Annotated in this window: 19 protein-coding genes; 12 read left to right on the forward strand and 7 right to left on the reverse strand. The window is 46.3% G+C overall.

Annotated features, from left to right (window positions below):
• Window positions 1-22 precede the first annotated feature (22 nt).
• The 8 genes from EGI32_RS20925 (at window position 23) to nhaD (ending at window position 11,817) form a co-directional block, all read left to right on the forward strand.
• Window positions 23-1,801, forward strand: a complete 1,779-nt coding sequence (locus EGI32_RS20925; protein WP_255157618.1) for a class I mannose-6-phosphate isomerase — start codon at window positions 23-25, stop codon at window positions 1,799-1,801.
• Window positions 1,802-1,805: 4 nt separating this feature from the next.
• On the forward strand, window positions 1,806-3,146 hold the full coding sequence (locus EGI32_RS20930; protein ID WP_255157619.1) for a sugar porter family MFS transporter: 1,341 nt from the start codon (window positions 1,806-1,808) through the stop codon (window positions 3,144-3,146).
• Window positions 3,147-3,193: 47 nt separating this feature from the next.
• Complete coding sequence (locus tag EGI32_RS20935) at window positions 3,194-3,991, forward strand: hypothetical protein (RefSeq protein ID WP_255157620.1); 798 nt, start codon at window positions 3,194-3,196, stop codon at window positions 3,989-3,991.
• Between the two features lie 10 nt (window positions 3,992-4,001).
• Complete coding sequence (locus EGI32_RS20940) at window positions 4,002-5,228, forward strand: DUF4185 domain-containing protein (protein WP_255157621.1); 1,227 nt, start codon at window positions 4,002-4,004, stop codon at window positions 5,226-5,228.
• Window positions 5,229-5,284: 56 nt separating this feature from the next.
• Window positions 5,285-7,999, forward strand: a complete 2,715-nt coding sequence (locus tag EGI32_RS20945; protein ID WP_255157622.1) for a GH92 family glycosyl hydrolase — start codon at window positions 5,285-5,287, stop codon at window positions 7,997-7,999.
• 9 nt (window positions 8,000-8,008) lie between these two features.
• Window positions 8,009-8,890 (forward strand): ROK family protein, encoded by an 882-nt coding sequence (locus EGI32_RS20950; protein WP_255157623.1) that lies wholly within the window; start codon window positions 8,009-8,011, stop codon window positions 8,888-8,890.
• Between the two features lie 319 nt (window positions 8,891-9,209).
• The gene (locus tag EGI32_RS20955) at window positions 9,210-10,514 is read left to right on the forward strand and encodes a TIGR00341 family protein (RefSeq protein ID WP_255157624.1); all 1,305 of its coding nucleotides are present in this window, start codon (window positions 9,210-9,212) and stop codon (window positions 10,512-10,514) included.
• Window positions 10,515-10,542: 28 nt separating this feature from the next.
• Window positions 10,543-11,817: a sodium:proton antiporter NhaD gene (gene nhaD / locus EGI32_RS20960; RefSeq protein ID WP_255157625.1), complete on the forward strand. Its 1,275-nt coding sequence runs from the start codon at window positions 10,543-10,545 to the stop codon at window positions 11,815-11,817.
• Between the two features lie 13 nt (window positions 11,818-11,830).
• Here the strand turns inward: nhaD and EGI32_RS20965 are convergent, their stop codons facing one another.
• Window positions 11,831-14,020 (reverse strand): HAD-IIB family hydrolase, encoded by a 2,190-nt coding sequence (locus EGI32_RS20965; protein ID WP_255157626.1) that lies wholly within the window; start codon window positions 14,018-14,020, stop codon window positions 11,831-11,833.
• Window positions 14,021-14,107: 87 nt separating this feature from the next.
• Here EGI32_RS20965 and EGI32_RS20970 point away from each other — a divergent pair, with 87 nt between their 5' ends.
• From EGI32_RS20970 to EGI32_RS20985, 4 genes are all read left to right on the forward strand, one after another.
• Window positions 14,108-15,577, forward strand: coding sequence for a glycoside hydrolase family 68 protein (locus EGI32_RS20970; protein WP_255157627.1), 1,470 nt, complete (start codon window positions 14,108-14,110; stop codon window positions 15,575-15,577).
• Window positions 15,578-15,617: 40 nt separating this feature from the next.
• Window positions 15,618-16,505, forward strand: coding sequence for a PfkB family carbohydrate kinase (locus EGI32_RS20975; RefSeq protein ID WP_255157628.1), 888 nt, complete (start codon window positions 15,618-15,620; stop codon window positions 16,503-16,505).
• A gap of 460 nt (window positions 16,506-16,965) precedes the next feature.
• The gene (locus tag EGI32_RS20980) at window positions 16,966-19,308 is read left to right on the forward strand and encodes a PAS domain-containing protein (protein WP_255157629.1); all 2,343 of its coding nucleotides are present in this window, start codon (window positions 16,966-16,968) and stop codon (window positions 19,306-19,308) included.
• Window positions 19,309-19,502: 194 nt separating this feature from the next.
• Window positions 19,503-19,871, forward strand: a complete 369-nt coding sequence (locus EGI32_RS20985; RefSeq protein WP_255157630.1) for a response regulator transcription factor — start codon at window positions 19,503-19,505, stop codon at window positions 19,869-19,871.
• 46 nt (window positions 19,872-19,917) lie between these two features.
• On the opposite strand, the gene EGI32_RS20990 is transcribed toward EGI32_RS20985, so the two are convergent.
• The 6 genes from EGI32_RS20990 to EGI32_RS21015 form a co-directional block, all read right to left on the reverse strand.
• Entirely contained in the window at window positions 19,918-20,550 is a 633-nt protein-coding gene (locus EGI32_RS20990; RefSeq protein WP_255157631.1) for a response regulator transcription factor, read from the reverse strand.
• Window positions 20,551-20,558: 8 nt separating this feature from the next.
• Window positions 20,559-23,498, reverse strand: a complete 2,940-nt coding sequence (locus EGI32_RS20995; protein WP_255157632.1) for a sensor histidine kinase — start codon at window positions 23,496-23,498, stop codon at window positions 20,559-20,561.
• Window positions 23,499-23,601: 103 nt separating this feature from the next.
• Window positions 23,602-24,474, reverse strand: coding sequence for a hypothetical protein (locus tag EGI32_RS21000; protein WP_255157633.1), 873 nt, complete (start codon window positions 24,472-24,474; stop codon window positions 23,602-23,604).
• A gap of 3 nt (window positions 24,475-24,477) precedes the next feature.
• Entirely contained in the window at window positions 24,478-24,963 is a 486-nt protein-coding gene (locus EGI32_RS21005; RefSeq protein ID WP_255157634.1) for a hypothetical protein, read from the reverse strand.
• A gap of 12 nt (window positions 24,964-24,975) precedes the next feature.
• Window positions 24,976-25,617, reverse strand: coding sequence for a hypothetical protein (locus EGI32_RS21010; protein ID WP_255157635.1), 642 nt, complete (start codon window positions 25,615-25,617; stop codon window positions 24,976-24,978).
• A gap of 80 nt (window positions 25,618-25,697) precedes the next feature.
• Window positions 25,698-26,834 carry an LGFP repeat-containing protein gene (locus EGI32_RS21015; RefSeq protein WP_255157636.1) on the reverse strand — a complete coding sequence of 379 codons (1,137 nt, stop codon included), beginning with the start codon at window positions 26,832-26,834 and terminating at the stop codon, window positions 25,698-25,700.
• Window position 26,835: the final 1 nt, after the last annotated feature.

A 26,835-nucleotide genomic window follows, 5' to 3' on the forward strand; every position in this document is an offset into this window, starting at 1 on the left:
ATTCACCTTAAAATAAATAGTATTGAATCCATCAAATTTTGAAAAATTCCCGGTTGCGGCTTATTCGGAGGAAAAGGCATACCGTGGATGGAAAGAAATCGCGGCCAGTATCGGGACCGCAGTGGGCAGACTGGATGCTGCAAAAAGAATTATAGTAATAGAATGTTACCATGGAGCAGATGTTTCCTTGCTGGTGAAAGAACTCATGACGGCAAAACCGGGTGCGCTTTTTATCAATGCAGCGGATACGCTCCTGCCGCAGGATAAGATCGATCCGATGATATTTCCTTTTGTGACCAATGACCCGGTATTTGGCTACATCACTTCATTGGAGTTGAATGATTTTTTTAACCAGATAAAGATCGCGGAGCTCCGGAATAAACTGGCTGCCGCTTTACAGGATGAAGTATACATATTCGGGACAGGTGCCTCATTGATTGCTGCTACCCCTGATCTGCTGATATATGCTGATATGCCCCGTTGGGAAATACAGTTAAGGTTCAGGAGAAACGAGCTGAGCAACCTGGGCGCTTCAAATGCCGATGCTGAATTTGCCTACCAATACAAAAGGGCCTTTTTTGTAGACTGGCGTGTGATGGATGAGCTCAAAAAAAGGCTGATCCACAAATGGGATTTCCTCTTGGATACTACGCAGCCCGCAGATCCCAAAATGGTAAGTGGTACGGCATTGAGGGATGCATTGTCGGAAGTGGTTAAAAAGCCCTTCCGCGTAGTGCCGTTTTTCGACCCCGGCCCATGGGGCGGGCAATGGCTGAAAGAAGTGTGCGACCTCGATCGCAGTGAAAAGAATTTTGCCTGGGGCTTCGACTGCGTGCCTGAAGAAAACAGCCTCATGATCGGGTTCGGCGATACAGTAATAGAAATCCCTTCGATCGACCTGGTATTCTTTCAACCGAAGAAATTGCTGGGAAAGCTGGTGTATGATTCTTTCGGTGCGGAATTCCCGATAAGGTTTGATTTTTTAGATACCATGGAAGGCGGTAACCTCAGCTTGCAGGTACACCCGCTCAAATCGTATATCCGTGAGCATTTCGGCATGGGCTACACACAGGATGAGAGTTATTATTTTATCGATGCACAGGAGGATGCATTTGTATACCTGGGGTTAAAAGATAACATCGTTCCCGATAAGATGGTCGGTGCTTTACAGGATGCACAGGAACAGGGAGGTTTTTTTGAGGCAGATGATTTTGTAGAAAAATGGCCGGTAAAAAAACACGATCATGTGCTGATCCCGGCCGGAACAGTCCACTGTTCGGGTGCCAACAGCATGGTGCTGGAAATAAGCGCTACCCCTTATATATTCACGTTTAAATTATGGGATTGGGGACGTATGGGCCTTGATGGCAAACCCAGGCCGATCTCCCTGGAGCATGGCGCAAGATCTATCCAATGGGATCGTACGCCTTCCTGGACAGCAAAAAATATCATGAACCATTTTGAAAAAATCGGGGAAGGGGACGGCTGGATCGAAGAACGGACAGGCCTGTACGAAGATTCTTTCATTGAAACACGCCGCCACAGCTTTACCGGTAAGGTAACGCATCACACAGGGGGAGTGGTGAACGTGATCAACCTGGTGGAGGGAAGTGAAGTAGTGATAGAAAGCCCGACAGGCGCTTTCGAACCTTACATCATCCATTATGTAGAAACATTTATTGTACCGGCTGAAGTGGGAGCATTCACCATTACGCCTCACGGTGATTCAGCAGGTAAATTGTGCATGACGTTGAAAGCATATGTGCGCAAGCAAAATCTTTTTAATAACCGAATCAATTAAGCTCATGTCTACGCAAAAATTTGTTTATCAATATACCCTGGTGGCCGCGGTGGGCGGGCTATTATTCGGTTATGATACGGCTGTGATCGCCGGGGCCATCGGTTTTATCGAAAAGAAATACCAGTTGTCGCCCGCTATGACAGGGTGGCTGGCATCCTGCGCCCTCGTAGGTTGCATGATCGGGGCGATGGTGGCCGGGTGGATGAGCGATCGGTTTGGCAGGAAAAAAATACTGATGTTATCTGCCATAGCATTCGCTGTATCCTCACTGGGTATCATGTTTGCCCCGGGAATGTCTTATTTCGTTTTCTTCCGGATCGTGGGTGGCATCGGTATTGGTATCGCCTCTATTTTGTCGCCGATGTATATTTCCGAAATTGCACCGCCCAATATCCGGGGACGGCTGATATCGATCTACCAGTTGGGGATCGTAGCGGGTATATTGCTGATCTATTTTGTAAATGCATTGATCGCAGGATTGTATGATGAGGCCTGGAACATAGAAACAGGCTGGCGATGGATGTTTGGATCTGGGTTGATCCCATCCGTTATTTTCATGATCTTTTTATTCATCGTGCCGGAAAGCCCCCGCTGGCTGGCGCAGCAAAACCGGTGGAAAGAAGCGGGAGACATCCTGCAAAAAGTAAATGGCGACAGAGCCGCGGAAGAAACACAGGCCATACGTGAATCGCTTTCCGCAAAACAAGGTTCGCTCCGCGATCTTATAAAACCAGGCTTGCGCACCGCATTGATCATCGGGGTATTGTTGTCGATCCTCTCGCAGGTTACCGGCATCAACGTGATCATGTATTATGCACCGGAAATATTTAAAGCCACCGGTGATGGCGCTTCCTCGGCATTGCTGCAAACGATATTGGTAGGCGGGATCAACCTGCTCATGACAGTGATCGCCATAAAATATGTAGATAAACTGGGCCGCAAAAAATTGCTGCTGATAGGTGCGGCAGGAATGTCCATTTGCCTGGCGGCGATCGGTTTCGCGTTTCATCAGCAGCACACCACCGGCTATTGGATACTCGCCGGCATATTATTGTATATTTCGTTTTTTGCCATCTCTTTAGGGCCGCTCACATTTGTGGTGGTGTCGGAAATATTTCCGACCAATATCCGTGGCAGGGCCATGTCTGTCGCTATCTTTTTTTTATGGCTCTCGGTTTACATCGTATCACAAACTTTTCCTATGCTGCTCAACGCCATCGGTACGGCCTACACTTTCTGGATATACATGATCTTTTCCATACTGGCCTTTGTTTTTGTATGGCGGAGCGTGCCTGAAACGAAAGGGAAAACGCTGGAAGAAATAGAAAATATGTGGCGGGTATAAAACAATCAATCATTCAAATTACTTCAATCATTTATAAAAATTCGATTATGCTTTCCTTCAAATCTTTTCCGATCGTTCTATTCGCACTGATCATTGGATTGGCTGGCTGTAAAAAAGACAATGTTGATACCAGCGCCCCCGTGCTGCGCCTTACACCCGACAATGTGCTCGGTAAATCCGGCAGGGTGGTGGAGGCCACCTTGTATATTACAGCCCCCAACACCGCCAAAGACGTGGTGATATATAAAACCATCAACCTGCAGAAAGACCCTGCATACGGAAATGGCGGCACTGTCACTGCTGTACCAACTTCTACAGGCAACGGGCAGTACGAATATCATTTTACCTACCAGCTTAAAGACGCGGAAGTAGATAAACTGGTGGGGTTCAATTTCCGTTTTACAGATGCAAAAGGCCTCGCGGCTGAAAAAGACCTGACCGTGAATACCACTACATCGGGCCAGCAGATCATCTACAGCAGAAGATGGAAGCTAACATCCCGCTTGTGGACATCCGTATCGCCGGTGGTGGAAGATAAGAAGCCTTGCGAAGACGATAATATTTTTGTGTGGAATGCCGACAGTACGTACAATGTACAGTTTGGCGGAAGCGCCTGTACCTACGATGGCTTCAATGTATTCGACAAATGGAAGCTCAGCGATGATGAAAAAACATTTACGCAAATCTATCACTCTGTATTCGACCCGGCAAACATTACCACCGAAACATACACCGTTAAAACACTCAACAGGGATAAGATGGTGTTGGTGCAACTGATCGATCTTACCATTTTCGGCCTGAGCGATAAAGAAGCATTTGAATCAACTTATGTACCCGCTCCTTAAACTATTTATCATGCGTATAAAAAAATGCCCTCTTGCTGTACTGCTTTCTTCAGCACTCCTTTTTGCCTGCAATGGCAATAAAACATCTGCGGATACAGCGGTATTGTCTGATAGTGCAAAGCTAAATTCATTTGAATTTACCGTAGAAAAAGCGCCCGAATGGAACCAGCTCCTGTACCGCAACAAAGGATGGTTTGGAGGGGATGGAATATTTGCCGTTACAAAAAATGGTGATGAAAGTGAAGGCGCGGCGGCCAAAGCCGAAACAATGATCTGGTTCAGCGATACCATGTTTGGCGATATTGACAATGATTCGCTTAAACCGGGATACGGAATGATCAATAATTCTATCGCCCTGTTGAATGGCGGAAAACCCGACTCCCTGGCCATCCGTTTTTATTGGGATAGCGCTAAAGGAAAACCGGCCTCCCTCTTCATTCCCCAAACACCGGCTACAGGGCCTCATGATTATTACTGGCTGGGCGATGGTTTTGTAAACCAGGAAAAAAACAATGACCTCTATATTTTTGGTTATCGTATCCGCAATCTTCCGGACGTAAAGATGTTTGGGTTCAGGGAAGAAGGCAATACCCTCATCGTGGTGCCTGCGGGAAGCAAACCGCCGTTTGCAGAAAAGCGGCAGTTGGATATCCCTTTCCTCCTGCATAAAAGTGTGGATACAGTCGGTTCATTCGGTGCAGGCGTCCTGGTAAATACCAAAGAAGCCGGCGCAGTTTCACCAGATGGTTATGTATATGTTTATGGCGTAAGGGGTAAAACCAAGCAGGTAATGGTATCGAGGGTTAAACCAAAAGATATAGAAAACTTTGAAGCCTGGCGTTTCTGGAATGGAAAAGACTGGACTCCGGATATAAATGCAATTGAACCGATCGCAGACAAGGCTTCCAATGAACTCAGCGTTTCTCCTTTGCCCGATGGCCGCTACATCATGGTATTTCAACACGAGGGGTTGGGGAAATTTGTGGGGATCCGCATAGGCCTTACACCTTACGGCCCTTTCGGCCCGGTAAAAGAAGTGTACGATGTGAGCGACGACCTAAAAGATAGTCCGAATTTTTTCCCATACAATGCCAAGGCACATCCTGTGTTGTCTCAACCCGGTGAATTGCTGATCAGTTACAATATCAATTCTTTTAAGTTCGATGAGGATGTAAAGAAATTTCCGCATTTGTACCGGCCGCGTTTTATTAAACTGAAATACAAAACCGCTAAATAATTCACCTTACCCGATTGCCAATAATGATTGATCATCCATAACCAACGCTTATTAAAATGAAATTTGTTTCGCTGTTCATCCTTGTATTTTTATCGGGCTTTATGGTAGCTCATGCCGGTCCTGGAAATATAGCTCCGTACGCCAAAGTATCAGTGTCTACTTCTTTAAATTCCGCCTATGGCGGGGATAAAGCCGTGGATGGGATCATAGGAATTGATGGAATGGGGGAATGGGCCTGCCTGGGCGATACCACCGACTGGGGCTATATCCGTTTTCCGTGGATCCAACTGAACTGGCAACAGCCGCAGGAGATCAACAGGATCGTATTATTCGACAGGGCTTCTTTAAGGCAAAATATTGCGGGAGGTAAATTGCTGTTCAGCGATGGCAGTGTGGTATGGGTTAACCAATTGCCCGCCGACGGCGCAGGAAAATCCATACAGTTTTCTTCACGCAGGGTAAGCTGGGTAAAATTTATCGTGACAGACGGCACCGGTACCGACCTCGGTTTTTCGGAGATCGAAGTGTACCCATCGGCTACCCAGGCTGCTAATTATACAGAGCAGGTAGACCCGTACATAGAGACCAACCGTGGCCGCGATTTCTTTTTCATTACCGGCAGTGTTCCTTTTGGCCTGGCCAGCAGCGCCCCGCTTACGAGAAATAAAAATCAGAATGGCGGGGGATATAATTACAATGAAACGGAGATCTTAGGTTTTGAACAGATACATGCGTGGATGGTGGAAGGGCTGGAAATAATGCCTGCCACCGAAAATGAAGATCCTTCGTTGGGGCACCATAGCTGGAAATCAAAATTTAGCCATGACGATGAGATCGTGCAACCGGGTTATCACAGGGTGTTGCTGCAGAATAATAAAATATGGGTGGAGCAAACGGCTACGGAACGCGTGAATTTTTACCGGTTCCGGTACACCAAAGATCAAAAAGCAAGGATCATCGTCAACCTGGGTGGATATGTTTCCAACAGCACGATGGCGGATGCAGTAGTAACGAAGATCAGCAACACAGAAATACAGGGCTCTTTCAGTTCGGTAAAGCGGTACTGGGGCGGGCCAAAGGATGTAAAAATATTTTTCGTGATCCGTTTTGATAAGCCTTTTCAATCGCTGGATGCCTGGCAGGGCAAAAAAAGCAGCCAGGATATCGTTACCATTTCAGGCGATAGCTTAACCGTGGCTGCCGCATACGATCTTAAAAAGGGAGAAACGGTCAATATGAAAATAGGCTTGTCGTACACTACCATCGACAATGCCCGCAACAACCTGGAAAAGGAATGCACCACCTGGAATTTCGACGAGGTAAAAAATAATACACAAAAATTGTGGAACGAATGGCTGGGCCGGATAGCCGTAAAAGGGGGTACAGAAGCACAGCGTATAAAGTTTTACACCGACCTGTGGCATGTACTGCTGGGCCGCCAGAAAATAAACGATGTTTCCGGCGATTACCCGGACAGGACAACCGGTAAACGAGACGGCAACTTTACCGATGCCATTTTTAAAATAAAGACAGCGCCTAAAGACGCTTCCGGTAAACCAGCTTTCAATATGTATAGTTCCGATGCCTTTTGGCTATCGCAATGGAACCTGAATATCTTATGGGGCCTTGCATGGCCCGAAGTGATGGACGATATGTCGGCATCCATGATAGAATATGCGAACAACGGTTACTTGCTGCCCCGTGGCCCTTCGGGTGGTGGCTATTCTTATATCATGACGAGTTGCCCGGCATCCAATCTCATCATCAGCACTTACATGAAGGGGTTATTGAGAAAAGTGGATACGGAACATGCGTATGCGATCGTAAAACAAAACCATTTGCCCGGCGGTATGCTGGGATCAAAAGAAGATATCGAGTTTTACACAAAGAATGGCTGGTGGCCCGACAATGTGGGCATCGGCATAGAAGCCAGCTTCCAGGATTGGGGCATATCTCAGTGGGCATGGAAATTGAAAAAAACAGCAGATCATGATTTCTTTTTAAATCGCTCAAAAGGATGGGTGAACAATTTTGATAAAGAACAGAAATTGCTTTTTCCTAAAGACCGCAATGGTCAGTTCACGCATAAAGATCCACTCAGCGGGGCCGGATGGGTAGAAGCCAATGCATGGCAGGGCACCTGGGGATTATCGCAGGCTATTCCCGATCTCATCCGTATGATGGGGGGAAAAGATAGTTTTTGCAACAAGCTCAATTATGCATTTGAACAATCCAGGGCCAATGATTTTGTATTCGGTTATACCGATGGGTATGTGAGTTATGCCAATCAGCCCGGGTGTTCCAATGCGCATGTTTTCAGTTATGGCGGCAAGCCCTGGCTCACCCAGTATTGGGTAAGGCGGGTAAAAGACCAGGCTTATGGCGGCATCACGCCTGACCTTGGTTATGGTGGCCACGATGAAGACCAGGGGCAGATGGGCGGCGTGAGCGCTTTGATGGCAATAGGATTGTTCAATATTGCCGGTAATGAATCGGTGACACCGGTGTATGAAATTACTTCCCCGATCTTTGATGAAATATCTATCCGGCTGGATAAAAAATATTATAGCGGAAGCAACTTTACCATCCGCACACACAACAATGGCCCTTCGAATGACTATATACAACGTAGCAATCTTAATGGAAAACCGCTCAATAATTTTTGGTTTACCCACGAAGCTTTTTCAAAAGGAGGCATGCTGGAACTCTGGCTGGGTGATAAGCCCAATAAGAACTGGGGCATTAAAGAATTGCCACCCGTGCAACAATAAATTTTTTCTATGGCAAATTTAGTAACAGGGGTAGATATCGGCGGTACGCACATATCAGTAGGTTTGGTGGATATCGATAAAGGGGAAGTGTTGGGGGATACTTCGGTACGTGGCCATATCGATACATCTGATAATGCGGATAATATCATCGCGGCCTGGGCGGAAGTGATCAGGAAATGTCATGACAAAGCCGGGATATCTCCGGGCAATATCGGTATTGCTATGCCGGGCCCGTTGGATTACGAAAACGGTGTGAGCCTTATAACCGGCCTGCATAAATACGAAAGCCTGTATGGCCTTCATATAAAAGGGATGCTGGCAGAAAACCTTGGAATAGATACCGGCAGGATAAAATTCATGAATGATGCGTCGGCATTTCTCGCCGGCGAAATGTTTTGCGGTTGTGCGAGGGGTTATAAGAACCTGGTGGGGATCACGTTGGGAACAGGCCTGGGATCGGCAGCTTTTTATAATAATATACCCGAAGAAGGCGACCTGTACCTGATGGATTACAAGGAGGGAAAAACAGAAGATTATCTTTCTACCCGCTGGTTTGTACAACAGTACCAGGTAGCTACCGGGCAGCCCGTGCAGGGTGTAAAAGAACTGGCCGCCATGGCAGAAAAGGATGCGGTAGCCATGCAATTATTTGAAGCGTTTGGAGCCTCGCTGGCTTCGGTATTAATAAGCAGGTATGGCGCACAGCAGCCTGAAATAATTGTGATCGGCGGTAATATTTCCCACGCGTGGGAAATATTTATGCCTTCGATGCAGAAAGTAATGCGTGAAAATAATTTTAACCCGCTGGTGAAAAAAGCTGTCATGGGCGAAGATGCTGCATTGGCAGGAGCCGCCTGTCTTTTTAAAGAGCTGGAGGATCTTACTGTATGATCTCCGGGAAATAATTACAAAACATATTTTACTGAGGATATCTTCCTAAAGCGTTTTGTCGTTTTTAAAGCGAACGCACGGCACCTTCTTACCGGATTGACACACCCCGATGATGCAACATTGTCGGGCACTTCTGAGAACCCATCGATCAGCTCTTGTTGCCGTTATTCTTTTTCCTGGCAAGGAAATATCAGCATTGCCATAAGTTATACACCTCCATTCCGTGATTGCTGTAAGCCTATGCAGTGAAGGATAGCTACATCACACCGTGAAAATTAAAATCATACCTTTATCAGCATTGTTCACTAAATAAAAAGATTTGAATAATATTTTCAGCAAATTTAGCCTGAGTAAAGAAAGGGAAGACCATGAAAGCATCATTGCTTCCATTGATAAGGGGGTAGTGTTCCGTGGTACAAATCTCTGGGTGCTGATATTTGCCATTTTTGTAGCTTCACTTGGGTTGAATGTGAATTCCACTTCAGTGATCATCGGCGCCATGTTGATTTCTCCGTTGATGGGCCCCATTATGGGGATAGGCCTGGGGATGGGTATCAACGATGTGGTGCTGTTGAAAAAGGCATTGAAAAATTATCTTGTTGCCACAATCGCCGCACTGATCACAAGTACCATCTTTTTCCTGCTATCACCGCTGGATGATGCTCATTCGGAGATACTGGCCAGGACATCACCCACCATCTACGATGTGCTCATTGCCTTATTCGGTGGTTTTGCCGGCATCATTGCTACCTCAAGCAAACAAAAAGGAAATGTGATCCCCGGCGTGGCGATCGCTACTGCATTGATGCCGCCCTTGTGCACAGCGGGGTATGGGCTTGCCACTTTCCAGTTCAGCTTTTTCTTCGGGGCATTTTACCTGTTTATCATCAACACCGTGTTTATAGCATTGGCTACATTTATTATTTCACGCCTGCTTAAATTTCCCTACAAACATTTCCCGGATGAAAAAACAGACAAGCGTTCCAAGCGTATCGTGTGGTTTGTTGTGATCATCACATTGGTGCCCAGTCTATACCTTGGGTATGATCTCGTGCAGCAGGACCGCTTTAATAAAAATGCCAATAATTTTATAACCAATGAGGCGCATTTTCCCAATGATTATTTGCTGAATAAAAAAATAGATGCAGAAAATAAAACGATCACGTTGATCTTTGGCGGTAAAGAAATTGACTCCACCGAGATAGCACAGGTAAAGGGGCAGTTAAAAAAATACAATCTTGCCAATGCCAACCTTGAAATTAAACAGGGGTTTGCCTACCTGTCTGAAAATAAAGATGCGCCACAAAACGATCAGTTGTCGCAACTGACGCTTGCATTGGAACAAAAAGAAAAGGAAGGGAGGATCGTACAACAACAACTGGATAGCCTGAAAAATGTGACTGCTACAGCCAACCAGTTATATGCAGAGATAAAAGCACAATACCCGGCCGTAAAAAATGCCATCATTCAACCCGTTTCGTTATTGACGGATAGCAGCCGTATTCAAACATTATATGTGTTGCTGACCATGCAGAAGATCCCGCAGGCCGAGCGGAACAGGATGGAGAACTGGTTGAAAGTGCGGCTAAAAACAGATAAGGTTTTGTTGAACATTCAACCATAACGTTTCCAAATTTTACCAATATTTCAATATGATCGCTTTCATTATTACCGCTATTTTTATCCTGGGATATGTTTGTATCGCTTTTGAGCACCCGCTGCGGATCAATAAGGCCGCTTCGGCATTGATCACCGGCGTGCTTTGCTGGACGGTTTATATCCTGCAGGGAGACGCCGAAACCGTTACCGGTGAATTGTTGCATCATCTCGGTGAAACGGCTTCCATCCTGTTTTTCCTGCTGGGCGCTATGACGATCGTAGAACTGATCGATTCACACAATGGATTTGACATCATTACACGCAAGATCAGTACAAAAAGTAAAAGCAAATTATTACTACTGGTGGCGCTGATCACCTTTTTTCTTTCGGCCCTGCTCGATAACCTTACAACGGCCATTGTAATGACCTCACTTTGCTCAAAGATATTATCTGACAAGGAAGATAAGTTATGGTTTGCGGGCATGATCGTGATCGCCGCTAATGCAGGCGGCGCCTGGTCTCCATTGGGCGACGTAACTACCACGATGCTTTGGATAGGAGGACAGATCTCGGCCCTGAATATCATAAAACAACTTCTGCTGCCAAGCATAGCTGTTTGTATTTTGCCGGCACTGATAATTTCACGCAGGTTCAGGGGGAAAACGATAGCGGGCATACCTGCACCGGAATCCAGCCCGAAAGAAAAAAGAGATGGAAAGGTTATCCTTATTTTCGGGATCGGTTTCCTGGTATTTGTACCGGTATTTAAAACCCTTACGCACCTTCCGCCATTTATGGGAATGCTCCTGGCGTTGGGGCTGATGTGGATCATCACTACGGTCATTCACAAAACGAAAGAGCCGGAAATCGCCGAACGTTATACGGTTTCCAAAGCATTGCAAAAAGTGGATACACCCAGTATCTTATTTTTCCTGGGGATCCTGCTGGCCGTGGCCGCATTACAATCTTTCGGCCTGCTGAAAGAACTGGCCACTTTTCTCACCGCAACTTTAAAGAATGATTACCTGATAGGCGCTTCTCTCGGATTGTTATCGGCACTTGTAGACAATGTACCGCTGGTGGCTGCTTCACAAGGCATGTATGATCTTACTACCTATCCGATGGACCATCCTTTCTGGGAATTTCTGGCGCTCACCACGGGCACAGGCGGCAGCGCTATCATCATCGGCTCCGCAGCAGGTGTGGCAGTGATGGGCATCGAGCAGATAGATTTTATGTGGTACCTGAAAAAGATCAGCTGGCTGGCCATCCTGGGGTTTGTAGCCGGTATAGCCGTTTTCCTTTTGCAGCATGCCATCACATCGTAAATTAAAGCCCTTTTCAATTGCCCGGATCCTTCATTGCCGCTAAATGAAAATGTATGCCATCCATCACGCCTAATGCAATGGGATGGGTTGAAAAATACACTGCTTTATTTTTACGTAGCTCTTCCAGTTCCGGGCTGTAGTTGGATACCACGATCGACCTGGTTTTGCCATTCAGCATATCCTTGTCGTTACCGCCATTTCCCGCGGTAATGATCTGATCGATCGGGTGGTTCCATTTATAAGCCAGGTAGCGTACCGCACTTCCTTTGCTCGCCCGAAAAGGAAGCAGGTCAAGAAATTTGTTATCCGTGAGGAGTACTTTAGCCCTTAATTTATGATCATCTAAAAATTTATAGAGGTTGGCCATATCATCTTCATCAAAATGATCCTCCACATAGTAGCTGAGTTTGAACGGCCATTGAGCATCCTGTTCCTGCAACCTGATGCCGGGAAATTTTTTCAGGGCCGCCTGCAGTTCCGCCCGCTTCCATTGATAATCGATATGGCTGTCCCAGCCTTTATCCGCAATGAATTTATCGGTGTAATAGATCTCAGCGCCGGCGGAGCAGATCACCACGTCCGGCTGCGGCAGTGCGTATTTTTTGATGGCGTCCTGCGTGATCGCGAGGTTTCGTCCGCTGGCAATGCCGAATGCCACCGTTCCGGAATTTTTTTTGATCCAATCCGTAAATTCTTTCAGGCCCCTCACATCATTGCCTTCTGCTAAAGTGCCGTCCAGGTCTGTGATCACAAACCACCGGGCGCCTGCCAGTTTTTTACCATACGCGGGTTTGTTCACAAAGTTGAGTGCCGTATTGTTTTTTTGCTGCAGCAAACTATCTACTACACCAATATATTTATTGGCAAACGATGTCCATGAATACAATTGAGTCGAAGCGAGGATACCGTTGGCAGAATACTTGTCCCACAACACCTGATCGGAGATGATCTTTTTTAACGCGGTAGCAATGGCCGCAGGATCTTCCACGTCAACAAGCAACCCGTTCTCATTTTGTTCAAGTATTTCTTTTGGGCCGCCGGTAGGAGAGGCTATCACAGGAAGCCCGCAGGCCGCGGCTTCCACGATGGTGAGCCCGAAATTCTCTCCGGGTGTGGCATTCACGAAGACGCCTTTTTTACGGGCGGCAAGCCTATATATTTCCGGCACATCCAGCTTGGGATCATTTTTTTTCGGGATCGCCATCTTGCCATAGAGATCGTATTTGTCCATCAGCAACAAAAGATTGGTGAGGATATCTTTTTCATCTTCCGGCATCTTGCTGATATCTTTTCTTACACCGGCAAAAATGGCGAGGTTGGCCATTGCCTGCAACTCTTTATCCTGCCCGTAACTCTGGATAATCGACTCGAAATTTTTTCGCTTATCGGCCCTGCCAATGGATAAGATCAACGGCTTGGCTGGATGGAACAAAAACCGTTCAATATCGGAATTGACCCGGTACAATGCCTGCTCCTGTTCTACCGACATTTTAAAAGCCGGCATGTCGAGCCTGTAAAAAGGGTAAAACATTTCCGGCGTTACGCCTGGCGGGATCACTTCAAACCTGCCCTGGGTAAAATTTTTATATTGGCTATACTGGCTGTCGATGATATGTTGGGTACTTACCACGATCATATCCGCCGTTTTCAATACACTTTCTTCTGTATCGATCCGGAGTTTCATGTTGAATTTCTCCTCGATCTTTTCTTCACTCATTCCTTCCCTCATCAGCAACGCCTTTTTATTTCGCCCAAGCGAATGGCCGGTAGCGATAAAAGGGATCCCGAAAATTTCACTTACCTGGCTGGCGAGATAATTGCCATCGGCATAATGGCCATGCACCACATCGGGAATGTCGGATTCTTTTTCTATGAACCGAAGGGTCTTATCAATGAATTCATCCAGGTGGTCCCAGAGGGTTTCTTTTGGGCGGTAACTGTTGCCGCCACAGGTCATCCGTACAATACGGGCCTTTTCGTTTACGGTCTCAACCTCTTTTTCATAAGAAGAAGACACCCGTTTATCCATGATCCTGCGGGTAAAAAGATCTACTTTTCTCACCTGCGGATGTTTGGACAAATTCTCTAATAACTCAAGCACATATTTTACCTGTCCGCCAGTATCCTTGTCCCTCCCGATCTCAGGCTCATGAAACCTTATTAAACCATGGGGGCTGTATAATTGAATGTAATATTCTTTCATCCTTTTCCTTTTGGTTAACTTTGTAAAGGTAGCCAAATCTGCTTAGTGAGTGTTTGTAAATAGTTTAACTCATTGTAAAACAATATTATGTACTCTGGATCAGGCTTCAGCGATTGGGAAATCGGCGATATTACGGTTATCATTCACAAAGGTGTATACCATCTTTTTCATCTCATCATTCCCAACCACGATTATATCGCACACGCCATTTCAACCGATGGGATCTCCTGGAAGCGTACCAACAATGCCTTGTTTGTAGGCCATCCCGGCGAATGGGATGATGATATGCTCTGGACCATGCATGTAGTGGAAAAAGCCGGCAGGTTTGAAATGTATTATACCGGCCTTCAACGAAAGGATAGGGGGATTGTGTCGAGGGTGGGTCTTGCCATTTCCGACGACCTGCTCACCTGGACAAAAGAGCAGAAAGATCTTTACCCCATCGAGCCGAAAGGTATCTATTATGAGACCCAGGAACAGAACCCGAGGAAGTGGCTCAGCTTCCGCGATCCTTTTCAATTTGATCATAAAGGCGACAGTTATTTGCTGATCGCGGCAAGGGCCCTGCACGGACCTGTTTCCCGGAGAGGCTGCGTTGGCATCGTAAAGATCACCAACGATGTGCTGCAGCTGATGCCGCCTTTGTTATATCCATTCGTGTACGACGATATTGAATGCCCCTGCGTGTTTGAATTGAATGGCCGTTTTTATTTACTGGGTTCTATCCGGGAAGATATAAAAGTACGTTACTGGTTTGCGCCCGGTTTTTTGGAAGAGTACCATTCTTTTCATGAAGATGTACTGTTGCCGCCGGGTAATTATGCGGCAAGAACCGTGCAGGACGGGCCGCATTTGCTGGTGTACAATTTCTTTTATGCTTACGGGCAGATCAATGCCCTGCGGGTTTTGCCGCCACCCAAGCAACTGAGTACCGATGAACGCGGCAGGCTGTTGCTCAAAAGTTATTATCGATGGGAAGAGATGATCACCCACACTGCCACGCAGGATGATATGGGCCAATGCACCACCAGGTTTGATAACCCTTCCGCGTTTTTTTCGCAGGAAAAAGGAAAGCTTACCTGCGGTTCACGCAGCGGGTATGAGCTCTTCTGTTTTGAAAAACCTGCTGCCTGTTTTATCTGGGAAGGGATCCTTACGGTGGAAGGGATGGGTAAGCTCGGACTGGTTTGTGATGCAGACGGGGACGGCAACGGCTATTTCATTTCTTTCGATATCGCCTACGGCGAAACGACCATCCGTTCGTGGGGATTTAACCCGCTTGACAATAAACAGAATTTTATTTTCAACGATATACAAACGGCGCTGTTTCATATGAAAAGCGAAAGCTCGCTGCACTTCAGGCTCATCCGCTATGGTAATTATATTGAGCTGAGCGTAAATGGCGTGGTGAAACTGACCCTGATGGATTATACTTTTACCGGGAAAGGCTTCGGGCTGTACACGGCTTCCTCGGTCATCTCCCTGCAGGGATCGCTGTTGCACCGCCTGCCCGATCCCGAAGAAGAATATGCCAGCCCGGAAGAAACGCATGTGTGATAATTAACCTCTTTGATATTATTGACCAAATGTAGCAACCATGAATAAGAACATACATCCTCTAGTTTGCTTTGGCGAGGTCTTATGGGATATCCGTCCCTCCGGCACACAGCCCGGCGGGGCGCCCATGAATGTGGCCTATCATCTTCAACAACTGCAAAAGAATCCGGCCATCATTACAAAAACCGGTAACGACAGCGAGGGCAGAAGATTGCTCGAATTGTTCACATTAAAGAATATCAATACAGGGCACATCCAGACAGACCTGCAATACCCAACTGGTAAGGTATATGGTACCCAGGATCCAAAAGGTGATATGAGTTATGATATCGTACAGCCATCCGCCTGGGATTTTATTGAATGGCACGAAGCATTTACTGATCTGATGGCCAATGCAACTTATTTTGTGTATGGCAGCCTCGCGGCAAGAAACATCCGGTCACGAAAAACACTTTTTGAATTACTCGAAGTGGCACCCCGAAAAGTATTTGACATCAACCTGCGGGCGCCGCACTATGAAAAAAATGTACTGCTGGACCTGTTGAAAAAAGCAGACCTGTTGAAGATGAATGAAGATGAGCTGGCATTGACAGCTCCCTGGTTTTGTACGTATACTGATCCGCAAGACCAGGTAAGATCTATCAGCGAACAATTGGGACTTACCTTGTTTGTAGTGACCAGGGGAGGTGATGGGGCTATTTTATACAGGGATGGTGAGATCTTTTCGCATCCCGGTATCAAAGTAAACGTGGCCGATACGGTTGGCAGCGGAGATGCTTTCCTGGCGGCACTGCTGGCGGGATTGATGGATCAAGATCCACCCGGGTTAATATTGGAGAATGCGGTAAAGCTGGGTTCTTTTGTAGCGACCCAAAAAGGGGGAATGCCGGATTATGATGTAGAGCAGGTGAAAGCCATTGCTTCGTGATAGTGTTTCGTCCGTTCAAAGCTGTGAATCCAGATATGGAAATATTCGTTGGTTTTATCGGAATAAATCCGATAAATGATGTTTTATTTGACAGGGAGAGGCCATGTCTCAAAATGATTTCCAAAAATTGTTGCATCAGAAAATTGCTACAGTTTCAATTGATGCGATAAAAAATGATATCGTGCGATTCATTAAAGATGAGCATATAACAGATATCTGGTCGGCGGATATTTTAAAGACCTGGCAACGAAGATCAGGTTTGTGTAATGGATGTGTACATAGCGTGGGTGGAAGATATTTCCCGCAATTTTATCGCAGGATAAAGGAGCGCTGCGGGATGGGATTAAAATACCTATTAATATTAAATCTACTTTGTAGGCATAAAAGCTTACATTACGTTTAAACCGTAGGTACAAATCCAAACACATTGCCCCACTCGCCCCAAAAAAATACAGATAAGATGGGTTTTGGCCCATCTCCGGCGGCAGCCAATACTTTGCACCAGCTTGCTTTTGATAATGCTGCCCAGGCCCACATTATTTTCCATATCAAAACAGGAAAGATCATCGTAGCAAATCCTGCTGCCTGCAGCTTATTAGGCTATTCTGCAGGAGAAATCTTAGGAAAAAAAAGGGCGGATATTTTTGCGGATGATGAAAAAAAGTTTAAGAAAATGCTGCTGGAGCGCAAGGCTACAGGACAAGCCATTGCACAGGTAAATGCTGTTTTAAAGAATGGCAGCCTGCTTCCATGCGAGATAAGTTCCGCCATTTTCCGGGACAGCGATGGAACTGAAACTTCCATAACCACCATCTCGGACCTGCGTGCGGCAATTTCCACACAGAAAAAGATCGATGATAAAACCGCACGGGTTACCGGTAAAAATATCCTGAAGGCACAGGAAAAGTCTGATCTGCTCCAGGAGCAATCCACCCAATGGCTCCGGTATTTTGCCGAAACTTCTTATGATGTGATGTGGGATTGGGACATCTCTACCGGTAAGGTCTATGTGGGCAACAGCATTGAAGATGTATTTGGCTACAGGATAGAAAATGATACGGTCGACTACGATATCCTTCACCAATACCTGGTTCCCGGGGAAAAAGAACGCATTAGTAAAAAAATAAAAAAATCTCTCTTTTCAAAGAAAAAATCATGGGAAGATTCATTCTCTATCCGGTGTAAAGATGGAGTAATCGCCGCAACTACGTCGAGGGCCTGTATTTTGAGGGATCCCGATGGTACCGCAATACGACTGGTAGGGGCCACACAGGATGTCAGTAAAATAATTGACCTTGAAAACAAGATCCGCGACCAGCATCTTATTCATAAAGAAGATATGGAAAAATTCAGGTTGACGGATAAGATATCCTTTAATGTGATATGGGACTGGGACCTGGAGAAGGACGAATTATTTATCGGGGAAGGGTTTAAAGAGCTGTTTGGTTACACCATCAGGAAGAACAAAGGTAATATGCTGAGGGACTGGGTGAATTATATTCACCCGGATGACAAGCAACAAATATCGGCAGACCTCGCTGATACTATCAGGTCAAAAGCCATGCAGTGGAAGCAGGCGTATCGTATCATCAGGGCCAATGGTTCCATTGCCAAGGTATACGTCAGGGCAAGCATCCTGCGGGACCCCGCCGGCAGGGCTTACCGGATGCTCGGTGCGATCCAGGACCTCAGCCTCCAGAAGGAACTGGAGGAACAACTCGACGAAGAAATAAAAAAGAATGGGGTCGAAATGAGTGCACATCGTAAATACGAAGAGAATTTCAAACTGATTTTTAATTCTTCTTCCGATATTTTTTATGATGTAGACCTGCTGGCCAATACGGTCGTACTGAGCAATGCCTACAAAAAGAATTTAGGATATAAACTGAGCAAAAATGCCGTTTCGGGAGACGAATGGATGGCCCATATACACCCTGAAGATAAACCGGCTTTTACAGAATCTTATGGTCAAATGCTGCTTACCAATATTACCGAATGGAAGTATGCCGTCCGGTATTTGAAAGCAGACAATTCAGTTATCTCCCTGGTCGGCAATTCCGTAATATTGCGCCAGCCCGATGGTACCGCATACCGCATTATCGGTTCCCTGCAGGATGCCAACAAACACCGGGTTATCAACAACAGGTTGTCGCAGGAAATAGAGTCGGGTGAAAGTGCCATGGCATTTGCTATCGGCGAAGCAAGAGTAGCCGAGCGGTCGGAGATCGGTAAAGAACTTCACGATAATGTCAACCAGTTATTGGGGGCGTCAAAACTTTACATGGAAATGGCCAAAAAAGGCGGCAGGAACAGTAAAGTATACCTGCAACGTTCTACCGAGTACACGCTTACAGCCATTGAAGAGATCCGTAAATTAACGAAAGGCCTTACTACCGATACCATCGATATCCTGGGTTTAGTGGGATCGGTCAACAACCTGGCAGCAGATATAATGGAAGTACAAAGCCTGGAGATCGTGCTTCAGCTGGATGCCGCTGTGGAAGGCTTATTGAGCAGTAAGGTTAAATTAAACTTATTCAGGATCATACAGGAACAGATCAATAATATTGTAAAACATGCAGATGCTTCCATCATAACGCTTTTGCTGCTGGCGGCGGATAAGATGGTGCAGCTCACCATCACCGACAATGGTAAAGGTTTTGATGTATCGCAGGTACCCGGCGGCATAGGGTTGAGCAACATGATGGAGCGGGCAAATATCATCCACGCCACCACAGTAACAACCTCCGTGATCGGTGAGGGCACCACTTTTACGCTGAAAGTGAATGCTGACATCCTGTAAGATCAGCCAAGGGCCAACAAGATCTGATTCCGCTGTGGCAAAATAATCCCGGAATATCCTCAAAAGCCACTGCACTCCCGGTCAGCATTTCGCAGATTGTTTAAGTTTCCCCGCTGATACAGCTAACTGAATATGAACACCTGGGGAATTTTTGTTCCGGTATTATATGGCTTGAGATTTGCCTGCACTATTGAATGGCAACTATTTTGGTGGTGGACGATCATGAGGATCTGTTGTACCTTATGACAACCTGCCTGACGCTGAAAGGATATTCGGTGAGAACGGCAAGGTCTAAAAGTGAATTCCTTGATTCCCTCGGGGCTTTGGATCCTGACCTCATCATCCTCGATGTTATGCTGGGGCAAGACAATGGGCGGGACTTATGCAAAGAGATCAAGTCCTCCAGGCATAAGCATATTCCTATCTTATTATACTCCGCGGTCTCTCATTTGCTGGACGACTTTGAGGAATGCCAGGCAGATGGCATACTGGAAAAACCATTCGAAATAAACGTATTGCTGCAAGAAGTTCAGGGGCTGATATCAAAAGCCGGGGAGCATTGATAGTTTCCTGCCCCATGTATTGGCATCGGGCGGCTATAGAAATTTTTTACCGGATGATCTTTAATCGTAGCCCTTTCGCTACGGCTTCCGTTCCGCAGGCGACATGCATTTTGGTATAAATATTTTTAAGATGGCTTTTGACTGTTTCAACGGTAATGCCCAGTTCCGCAGCCAATTCCTTATAAGTACTGCCGTGCGACAGGATGGTTAACAGGTTAAGCTCACGTGGGGTAAGCAGGTAGCTGTCATTCAGTTTTTCTTCCTTAAAAAAGCCGATCACTTTGCGGGAAATCTCGGGTGACAAAGGGTTGCCGCCCTGGTATACATCCCTGATCGCATCTAATATCCTGGTGTGGCTATCTTTTTTTAGAATATAACCATTGGCCCCATATTTCATGCAATCGAATATTTTGTTGTCGTCTTCAAATACCGTGAACATGATGATCTGTACATCCGGCAACTCTTCTTTCGCCATTTTAACTCCTTCAATTCCTCCTTTTCCGGGCATATCAATATCCATCAATATTACATCGGGCAACACATCACCGCTTAAAATTTCCTTTACCTGGTCGCAATGAGGATAAGAACCGATGAGTTGAAATTCCTTATCCGTTGCAATTAAGAGTTCAAGGGTTGCCCTTAGGCTGCTGTTGTCTTCAAAAATCAGCACATTGATCATGGCCTTGTTTATAATTTTAAAGTGATGTGTATGTTGGTACCGGTAGCAGAAGAAGAGTTGATCCTGATATTGCCCCCCGTCTCTTTTATCCTTTTTTGCATACCTGTGATCCCGTTCCTTGAATGGATCTTTTGCTGTGCGATCCCTTTACCGTTATCCGATACGGTAATACTTACCAGTTGCTGGCCGGCGGTAATGGTCAGCGAAGCATGGGAAGCTTCGCTGTGCTTGGCGATATTGTTCAGCGCTTCCTTTGCCGTTAAGAACAGGTTCCTCAATTTTTTGATGGGCAGTGATATATGGTCCATGTCGGGGGAAGCGGATGCAGCAAACTCTATGTTTTTCGCTCCCATGATGAAAGAACCGTATTCCACCAACCGGCTGTATACCTGGTGCATATTGCTGGTATTACTCTTCAGGCTCCATATGATCTCATCGAGTTTGAGCTGCAGTATTTTTACATCGTCCGTAATGCGTCGCATGTAGAGGGCCCCTCTTTCCGACAATGGCTCCTGTTCTGCTACCAGGGTACTTAAGATGTTTACGCTGCTCAAAGTAGCGCCCGCATCATCATGCAGGTCCTGCGACAGGGAAGCCCTGAACGAATTCCATTTGTTCAACTGCCGTATCCTGAGCCAGAAAAAGAACAGCAGTAAAAAAATAATACCCGCGGGTAACAATATTTTAAACCGCAGGGTTTCGTAATAATAAGGGAGCGCTTTAATTTGTAAAACAAGTGTTTTGTCCTGGGTGTTCTGAAGGTCGTCGGTAGCTTTGATACAGATCGTATAACTGCCATTTTTAAAATTGCTGAAAACGAAGGAAGGGTTGTTGCCCAATAACTGCCATTCATCCCGGTTGATGCGGTACCAGTATTGAACGTTTTTATTACTGGCAAAATTCAATGCCGAAAAGAACAGGGTGATATTTCTTTCGTTGGGTAAAACCTCCAGCTCATTACCGGTGATGAATTTTTCGGTACCATTTACCAATACCTTACTCAATGCCAGTTTATTGATGAAGGCGCTGTTGAATAATGTTTTAGTATCGATGAGCGAAACAACCCTGTTAAAACCCACAGCGAGCATTTTGTCTGACACAGGCTCAAAAGCATACAAGGCATTGTTGTAAGGCAGGCCATTGAGCGTGGTGATCAGGAGGGTATTATCGGTAACCGGGTTCCACACCTGTATGCCTTCTTCGGTGCCAAACCAGATAGTACGGTCGGGCATGGCGGCAATCCCTTCCACATGCTCGTTGGCGAGTGGATGGTCATTGATGGAAATGATCTTTGTCACCTTCCCGGAATCGTTGATGGCATTGAAGCCCCCATAACCGCTGACCAATAAATTGAATTGTCCCGACCGGGCGATCCTGTTGTAATAATCCCCGATGAATAATTTCTCATCTGCCGTTCTCCGGGCAATTCCCGTGAAAGAAGAAGTTGCTGTATCATATATGGCCAATCCATAACTTTCGGGCATCCAGCCCGCCAAAAAAATATTCCCTTTATCATCCGCAGCTATATCGTTCCATAAATTACTGGCAGAAAACACGGGGCTATCGTTTACCCGGATTGCAGAATCAATCTGCAGTGTTGCTTTTTTAAGCGCTACTACCGGCAGCTCCGATGGCAACAGCCACACTTCTTTCGGGGTGACCATCGCTTTTTTGAAGACGGCATGATCGTATTCTTTTTTAAAGAATATTTTAGCCACGCGGCCGTCAGCATACTGATATAAACCAGAAGTGGTACTCAACAATACCTTTCCGTTACAATATGAAAGATGGTTGATGATGGTTTTGGCCGGCAGGCCAATGCGGTTCCAGTTGGCAAAATCGGTATGATAAAAGCGCCCGGCGGAAGTGCCGATATAAAAATGATTTTCTACAACCGATCTCAGGATACTGGTTACATGATCTTCCTGCGCATTGCCGTCAGGGAGTGTGTAATTGATGATGGCATCATTTCCCGGGGTAAGTTTGACCAGGCCATGGTTGGTGCACACCCAGATATGATGGGTAGCGCCGGCATAAATGCTATTGATCGAGCTGCCGGTGCTGGAGGTGGAGAATACCGGGGTATAAGCAGACAGGCTTTTGTTGCTGCAATACACCTGCCCCCGCGATGCGGCAATGATAATGGTGGCTGAATTCTTTGTAGCAGCGGTAATCGAAATGATCTGGTCATCCGTGGTGATATCCACGATGGTTTTGCTGATCACCTTATTGGCAGAGCTTTTGACGAGGTAAATGCTGTTGCCGGAAGCAAGCGCTACCGTATCGTTGCCAATGGTGGCAGCCGCCGAATAAGAGCGGTAACTTAGCAGCGGGTTTTCATTGCGCCGCAGGGAATCGTAACTTTTATCCCATATGAACAACCCATTGATGCTGGCCACCCATACTTTTCCGGGCAATGGATTGGCAAAAAAGGCGATCCTGTCGTTGCTGTTATTGAAACCGCTTATCGCGAAGCGCTTTTCCTGTTTGCTACCGGCGGTATAATATTTTGCATTCCTGAAATCAGAACACCATATCCGGCCCTCATCGTCGGTAAACAGATTGTTGTAATGATCATTGTTGGGATCGGCATCGCTGAAGTTGGTATTTGCAATGCCGGTACGATAGCCACTGTATGGATTAAAACGATGGAGGCCGGTATTGTTATCATAGATGGTAAACTCCCCGTTCTTCGCCGTGTTCATGCTTACCAGGTTACCCCTTACGTTGGGTGACGGTTGAAAGATGTAGCCGTCGTACCTGCACAGCCCGCGGCGTGTGGCCAGCCACAGGTAACCTGTGCTGTCTGCCGAACATGCCTGCACAGCGTTGGAAGGAAGGCCATTCTCCGTGAGGAAATATTCTGCTTTATAACCTGGTTGGGAAAAAGAATAGTTGCTGCAGAGTATCGTGAACACCCCAAAAAATACCTGCAGTAAACGCTTCATGGATCATCCTTTTATTTGAGAGTGAAAATAACTTTTTGTGGTGATGAAGTTGAAATAAATTGAACGAAATACCCGGAAATTCTTCCCATACCTGGCGTAGATTTCATGGTGTTATGAGCACAGATATGCGGTAGGAGAGCGTACCGGCTGCATTTTTCAGCAGGGCACAATCCCCGCTTCCCATACCGGAAATACATCCCGAGGTAGCACAGGTTCGCCCTTCCATATCCGTGAGGATCCCAAAACACCGGTCAGGGAAGGGTTTGGGCGGCTCCTGTTTTTTTGCCGGAACCGGCATGAGCAGGCGATGTTTAAAAAGGAATGCTTTATCAATTACCAGGCGTTGTACCGTGTCTGCCGCTTTGCTGATGCCTGGCAGCGCCAGCAATATACCTTTGGGAATGGCCGTCAGGGAATAAGTAAGTGTAGTATCGCGTAGAGGTGTTACCTGCAAAGAAGCCAGGGATAACATCCAGGCGTTTTCGTTTATCTCATCATCTCGTTCCTGCGGACTAAGAGTATGCAGGTATGCGATATTCAACGCATGGCCCGGTATAAAGTCAAACACTTCGGGCAGCACATACCCGGCAACCGGATCTTTATTGACCTTATTCACGCGGAACTTGTATCGGTCCGGATACTGCGTCATTTCGAGTAACATCTCCGCATCCATCAATAATGTAAAACTTCCCCCGGGAATAACAAAAGGCAATGTAACACTGCCGGTATTATCGGTGGGCTGCAGCGAATAAGTGAACCGCATGCCTGGCAGCTGTCTTTTTCCTCCTGCTCCTTTCGCCGGAGGCAGCATGGGCCTGCCTTTGTATAACACCACCGCTTCCAGGTATTGCGCGGGTACTTCGGGGGCAAGCTTAAAGCTGTATAAGAAGAGGCTGTTCCACCGTTGCTTGTGTTGCGCAGTGGCGGCATTCAGCAATACAAGGTTAAGTAAGGCAATGAATATTTTTTTTATCATTTGCTATTGCTTTGTAAGCCCGGTGAATGTGCCATCGGCTTTTCCGGCAGGTACATCAAATTTTGATTTGCGCTTATTGATACTGTAAATATTGCCGCTGAACTTCCCGGAGAGTTTGCCCCCGGTAAGCTGTACCGTTATTTCGCCTTCTCTTATTTCATAAGTGATCCCGTCTATCGTCACCAGGTTATCATTTTTTTCCAGCGGATATTTTCCCGCTGCAGCCTTTGGGATCTTTAAGGATAAGATTTGTACCACTTTGCTTTCGATCAATTCGCAGGTTATTACAAAACCTTTGTTGTTGCCTAATTTAAGCAGTATTGCTTTACCGCTTACTTTCCGGCCATTGCTGGCAGTGACAGTGAAGGAGCCCGTTTTTTGTTTCAGTTGGTTTAATAGTTCATCCGCTTTCGGGGAGGAGGATTGTGCTGCTGTGCGAATAGTAAGCGCCATTATAAAGAAGGCAGCGAGGTAGATTGCTTTTTTCATTGTTGTTGCGTTTTAATTTGAAAACCGTACGATACGGATGGAAGATGTTTTGTCGTTGAAGTCGATTTTTTTACCACTGTGCACATCCGCGGCATCGGATTGTACGCCTTTATAAACCGGTGCGGGATCGTTTTTTGCATTAGTGGTTTGTACAAAATAATCTGCATTGGCTACGTTGGTAAAATCGTTGTTATCGATGTATACGCCTACAGCGCCGTTGGGGGTTACGGTACCTTTATTGGGCACGTACACAGACGGCCCTTTGGCATAGTATTCTTTTCCACGGCCGATGATCTCGATACGGCTGCCGACAGAACCGGGATTGAAATGGTCGTTTTCATATAGATATATTTTTACCCCATTCGGTACCAGGCAACTGCTGATGACGTCGTTCCATTCAGGGCCCAGGGCAGCCAGCGAAAATTCGAGCATATTGTTGCCGGTCACTTTCAGCACTTTCTTTTTGCCTTTAAAGTTGATATCGGTATACAACCATATTTCATCGCCATGGAAATTAAATTTGTTGAGTTCGTTTTGCCCGATCGGTACTCTTGATGCGGGGGATTTAAAAAACACTGAATCTTTTTTTTGCAACTGTGCCGAACTGCTGACATAAAGCATAGAAAGAAGGACAATGAGGGATGTTTTTTTCATTTTATTTAGTTAAAGGTTTAATGGTATTGATACATTTTTATTTCCGGGAAACCCGCAACACACTACTGTTTTTATCCATCTCAGGGCTTCCACCTGCCGTTATCGCCTTCTTTCCATACGGCTGTTTTTTGCGACTTGATATAATAGATCGTGCCTTTGCTGAACACCTGGTAGGTTACGTCCGGTTTGTCCACTTCCTCATCTGTCACATAGCCGCAACCCTGTTCCCACCTGCGTTTGGCAAACTCATCCCAGATCGGCCCTTTGTGTATGGTATACCCGAAGATGTCATTGTCCCGGCGGTAGATATAGCCGTATTTAAATTGCTGCAGCCACACGGACTGGCCATGGATCGGCTTTTCTACCGGTACGCCCAGGTAGCTGTTGGCGCCGCCCATGGATTTGTATTTCTGGAAAATGTTGGCGGAATTCGCGGGGGAGTTTTTCGCCCCGTTTTTATCGCCGGGCACAATTTCTGTCCTTACGCCGCTTACGTCTACCAGGGCACCACCTTCAAAATATTGTTGCCAGGTCTTGTTCATGCCTTTAATCGGTTGGGCTTCTGCAATAGGGTAGCCGAGGCTGCCCCTTTCAAATTGTTCCTTGCCCCATTGCGAAAGGATATTACCGGCAATTACAAACGCGCCATATTTTGGATGGTAATAAATAGCGCCGCCTTCAAAGTAGCAATAGCTGGCCTGTTTATCCGGTGTGATCTTCAGATCATCTGTAGGGAAGCCTAAAAAACCGTTGGCGTAGTTTTCATTCATGTAGCGTTGGAGGATCCTGCCCTTTACCACATGCGCCCCGGTTTTGCCCGACCAGTAAATAGCGCCCCGTTCAAAGAACTGGTAGAAGCCATCTTTCATCGGCAGCTCGTCCTGTGTTGGGTAACCGAGCTCCGACTCTGTTGCCCCCAGTTCAAAGTATTTCCTTACAATGGCGCCATACACGGCAATGGGCACATTTTTGGCTTTGCTCATAAATACGGCATCCAGGTTGTCGGTGTAAGCGTAGTTCTTTTTTTGAAGGTAATACCCTGTATTTCGCTCAAGGCCGACATCGTTCATGTCCGTCATCCCTTTTTCATTTGCTTTTTTCTTCAGCACCTCGTAAATGTTCTTTGGCGCTTTTGTAATGATAATGGGTTGCTGCTGTGCCGATAGCCACAGGCAATTTCCCAGGGCCACGATAAATAAGAAAATTGATCTTTTCATT

Source organism: Ferruginibacter sp. HRS2-29 (assembly GCF_024343615.1).
In the GTDB taxonomy this organism is placed as follows: domain Bacteria; phylum Bacteroidota; class Bacteroidia; order Chitinophagales; family Chitinophagaceae; genus Ferruginibacter.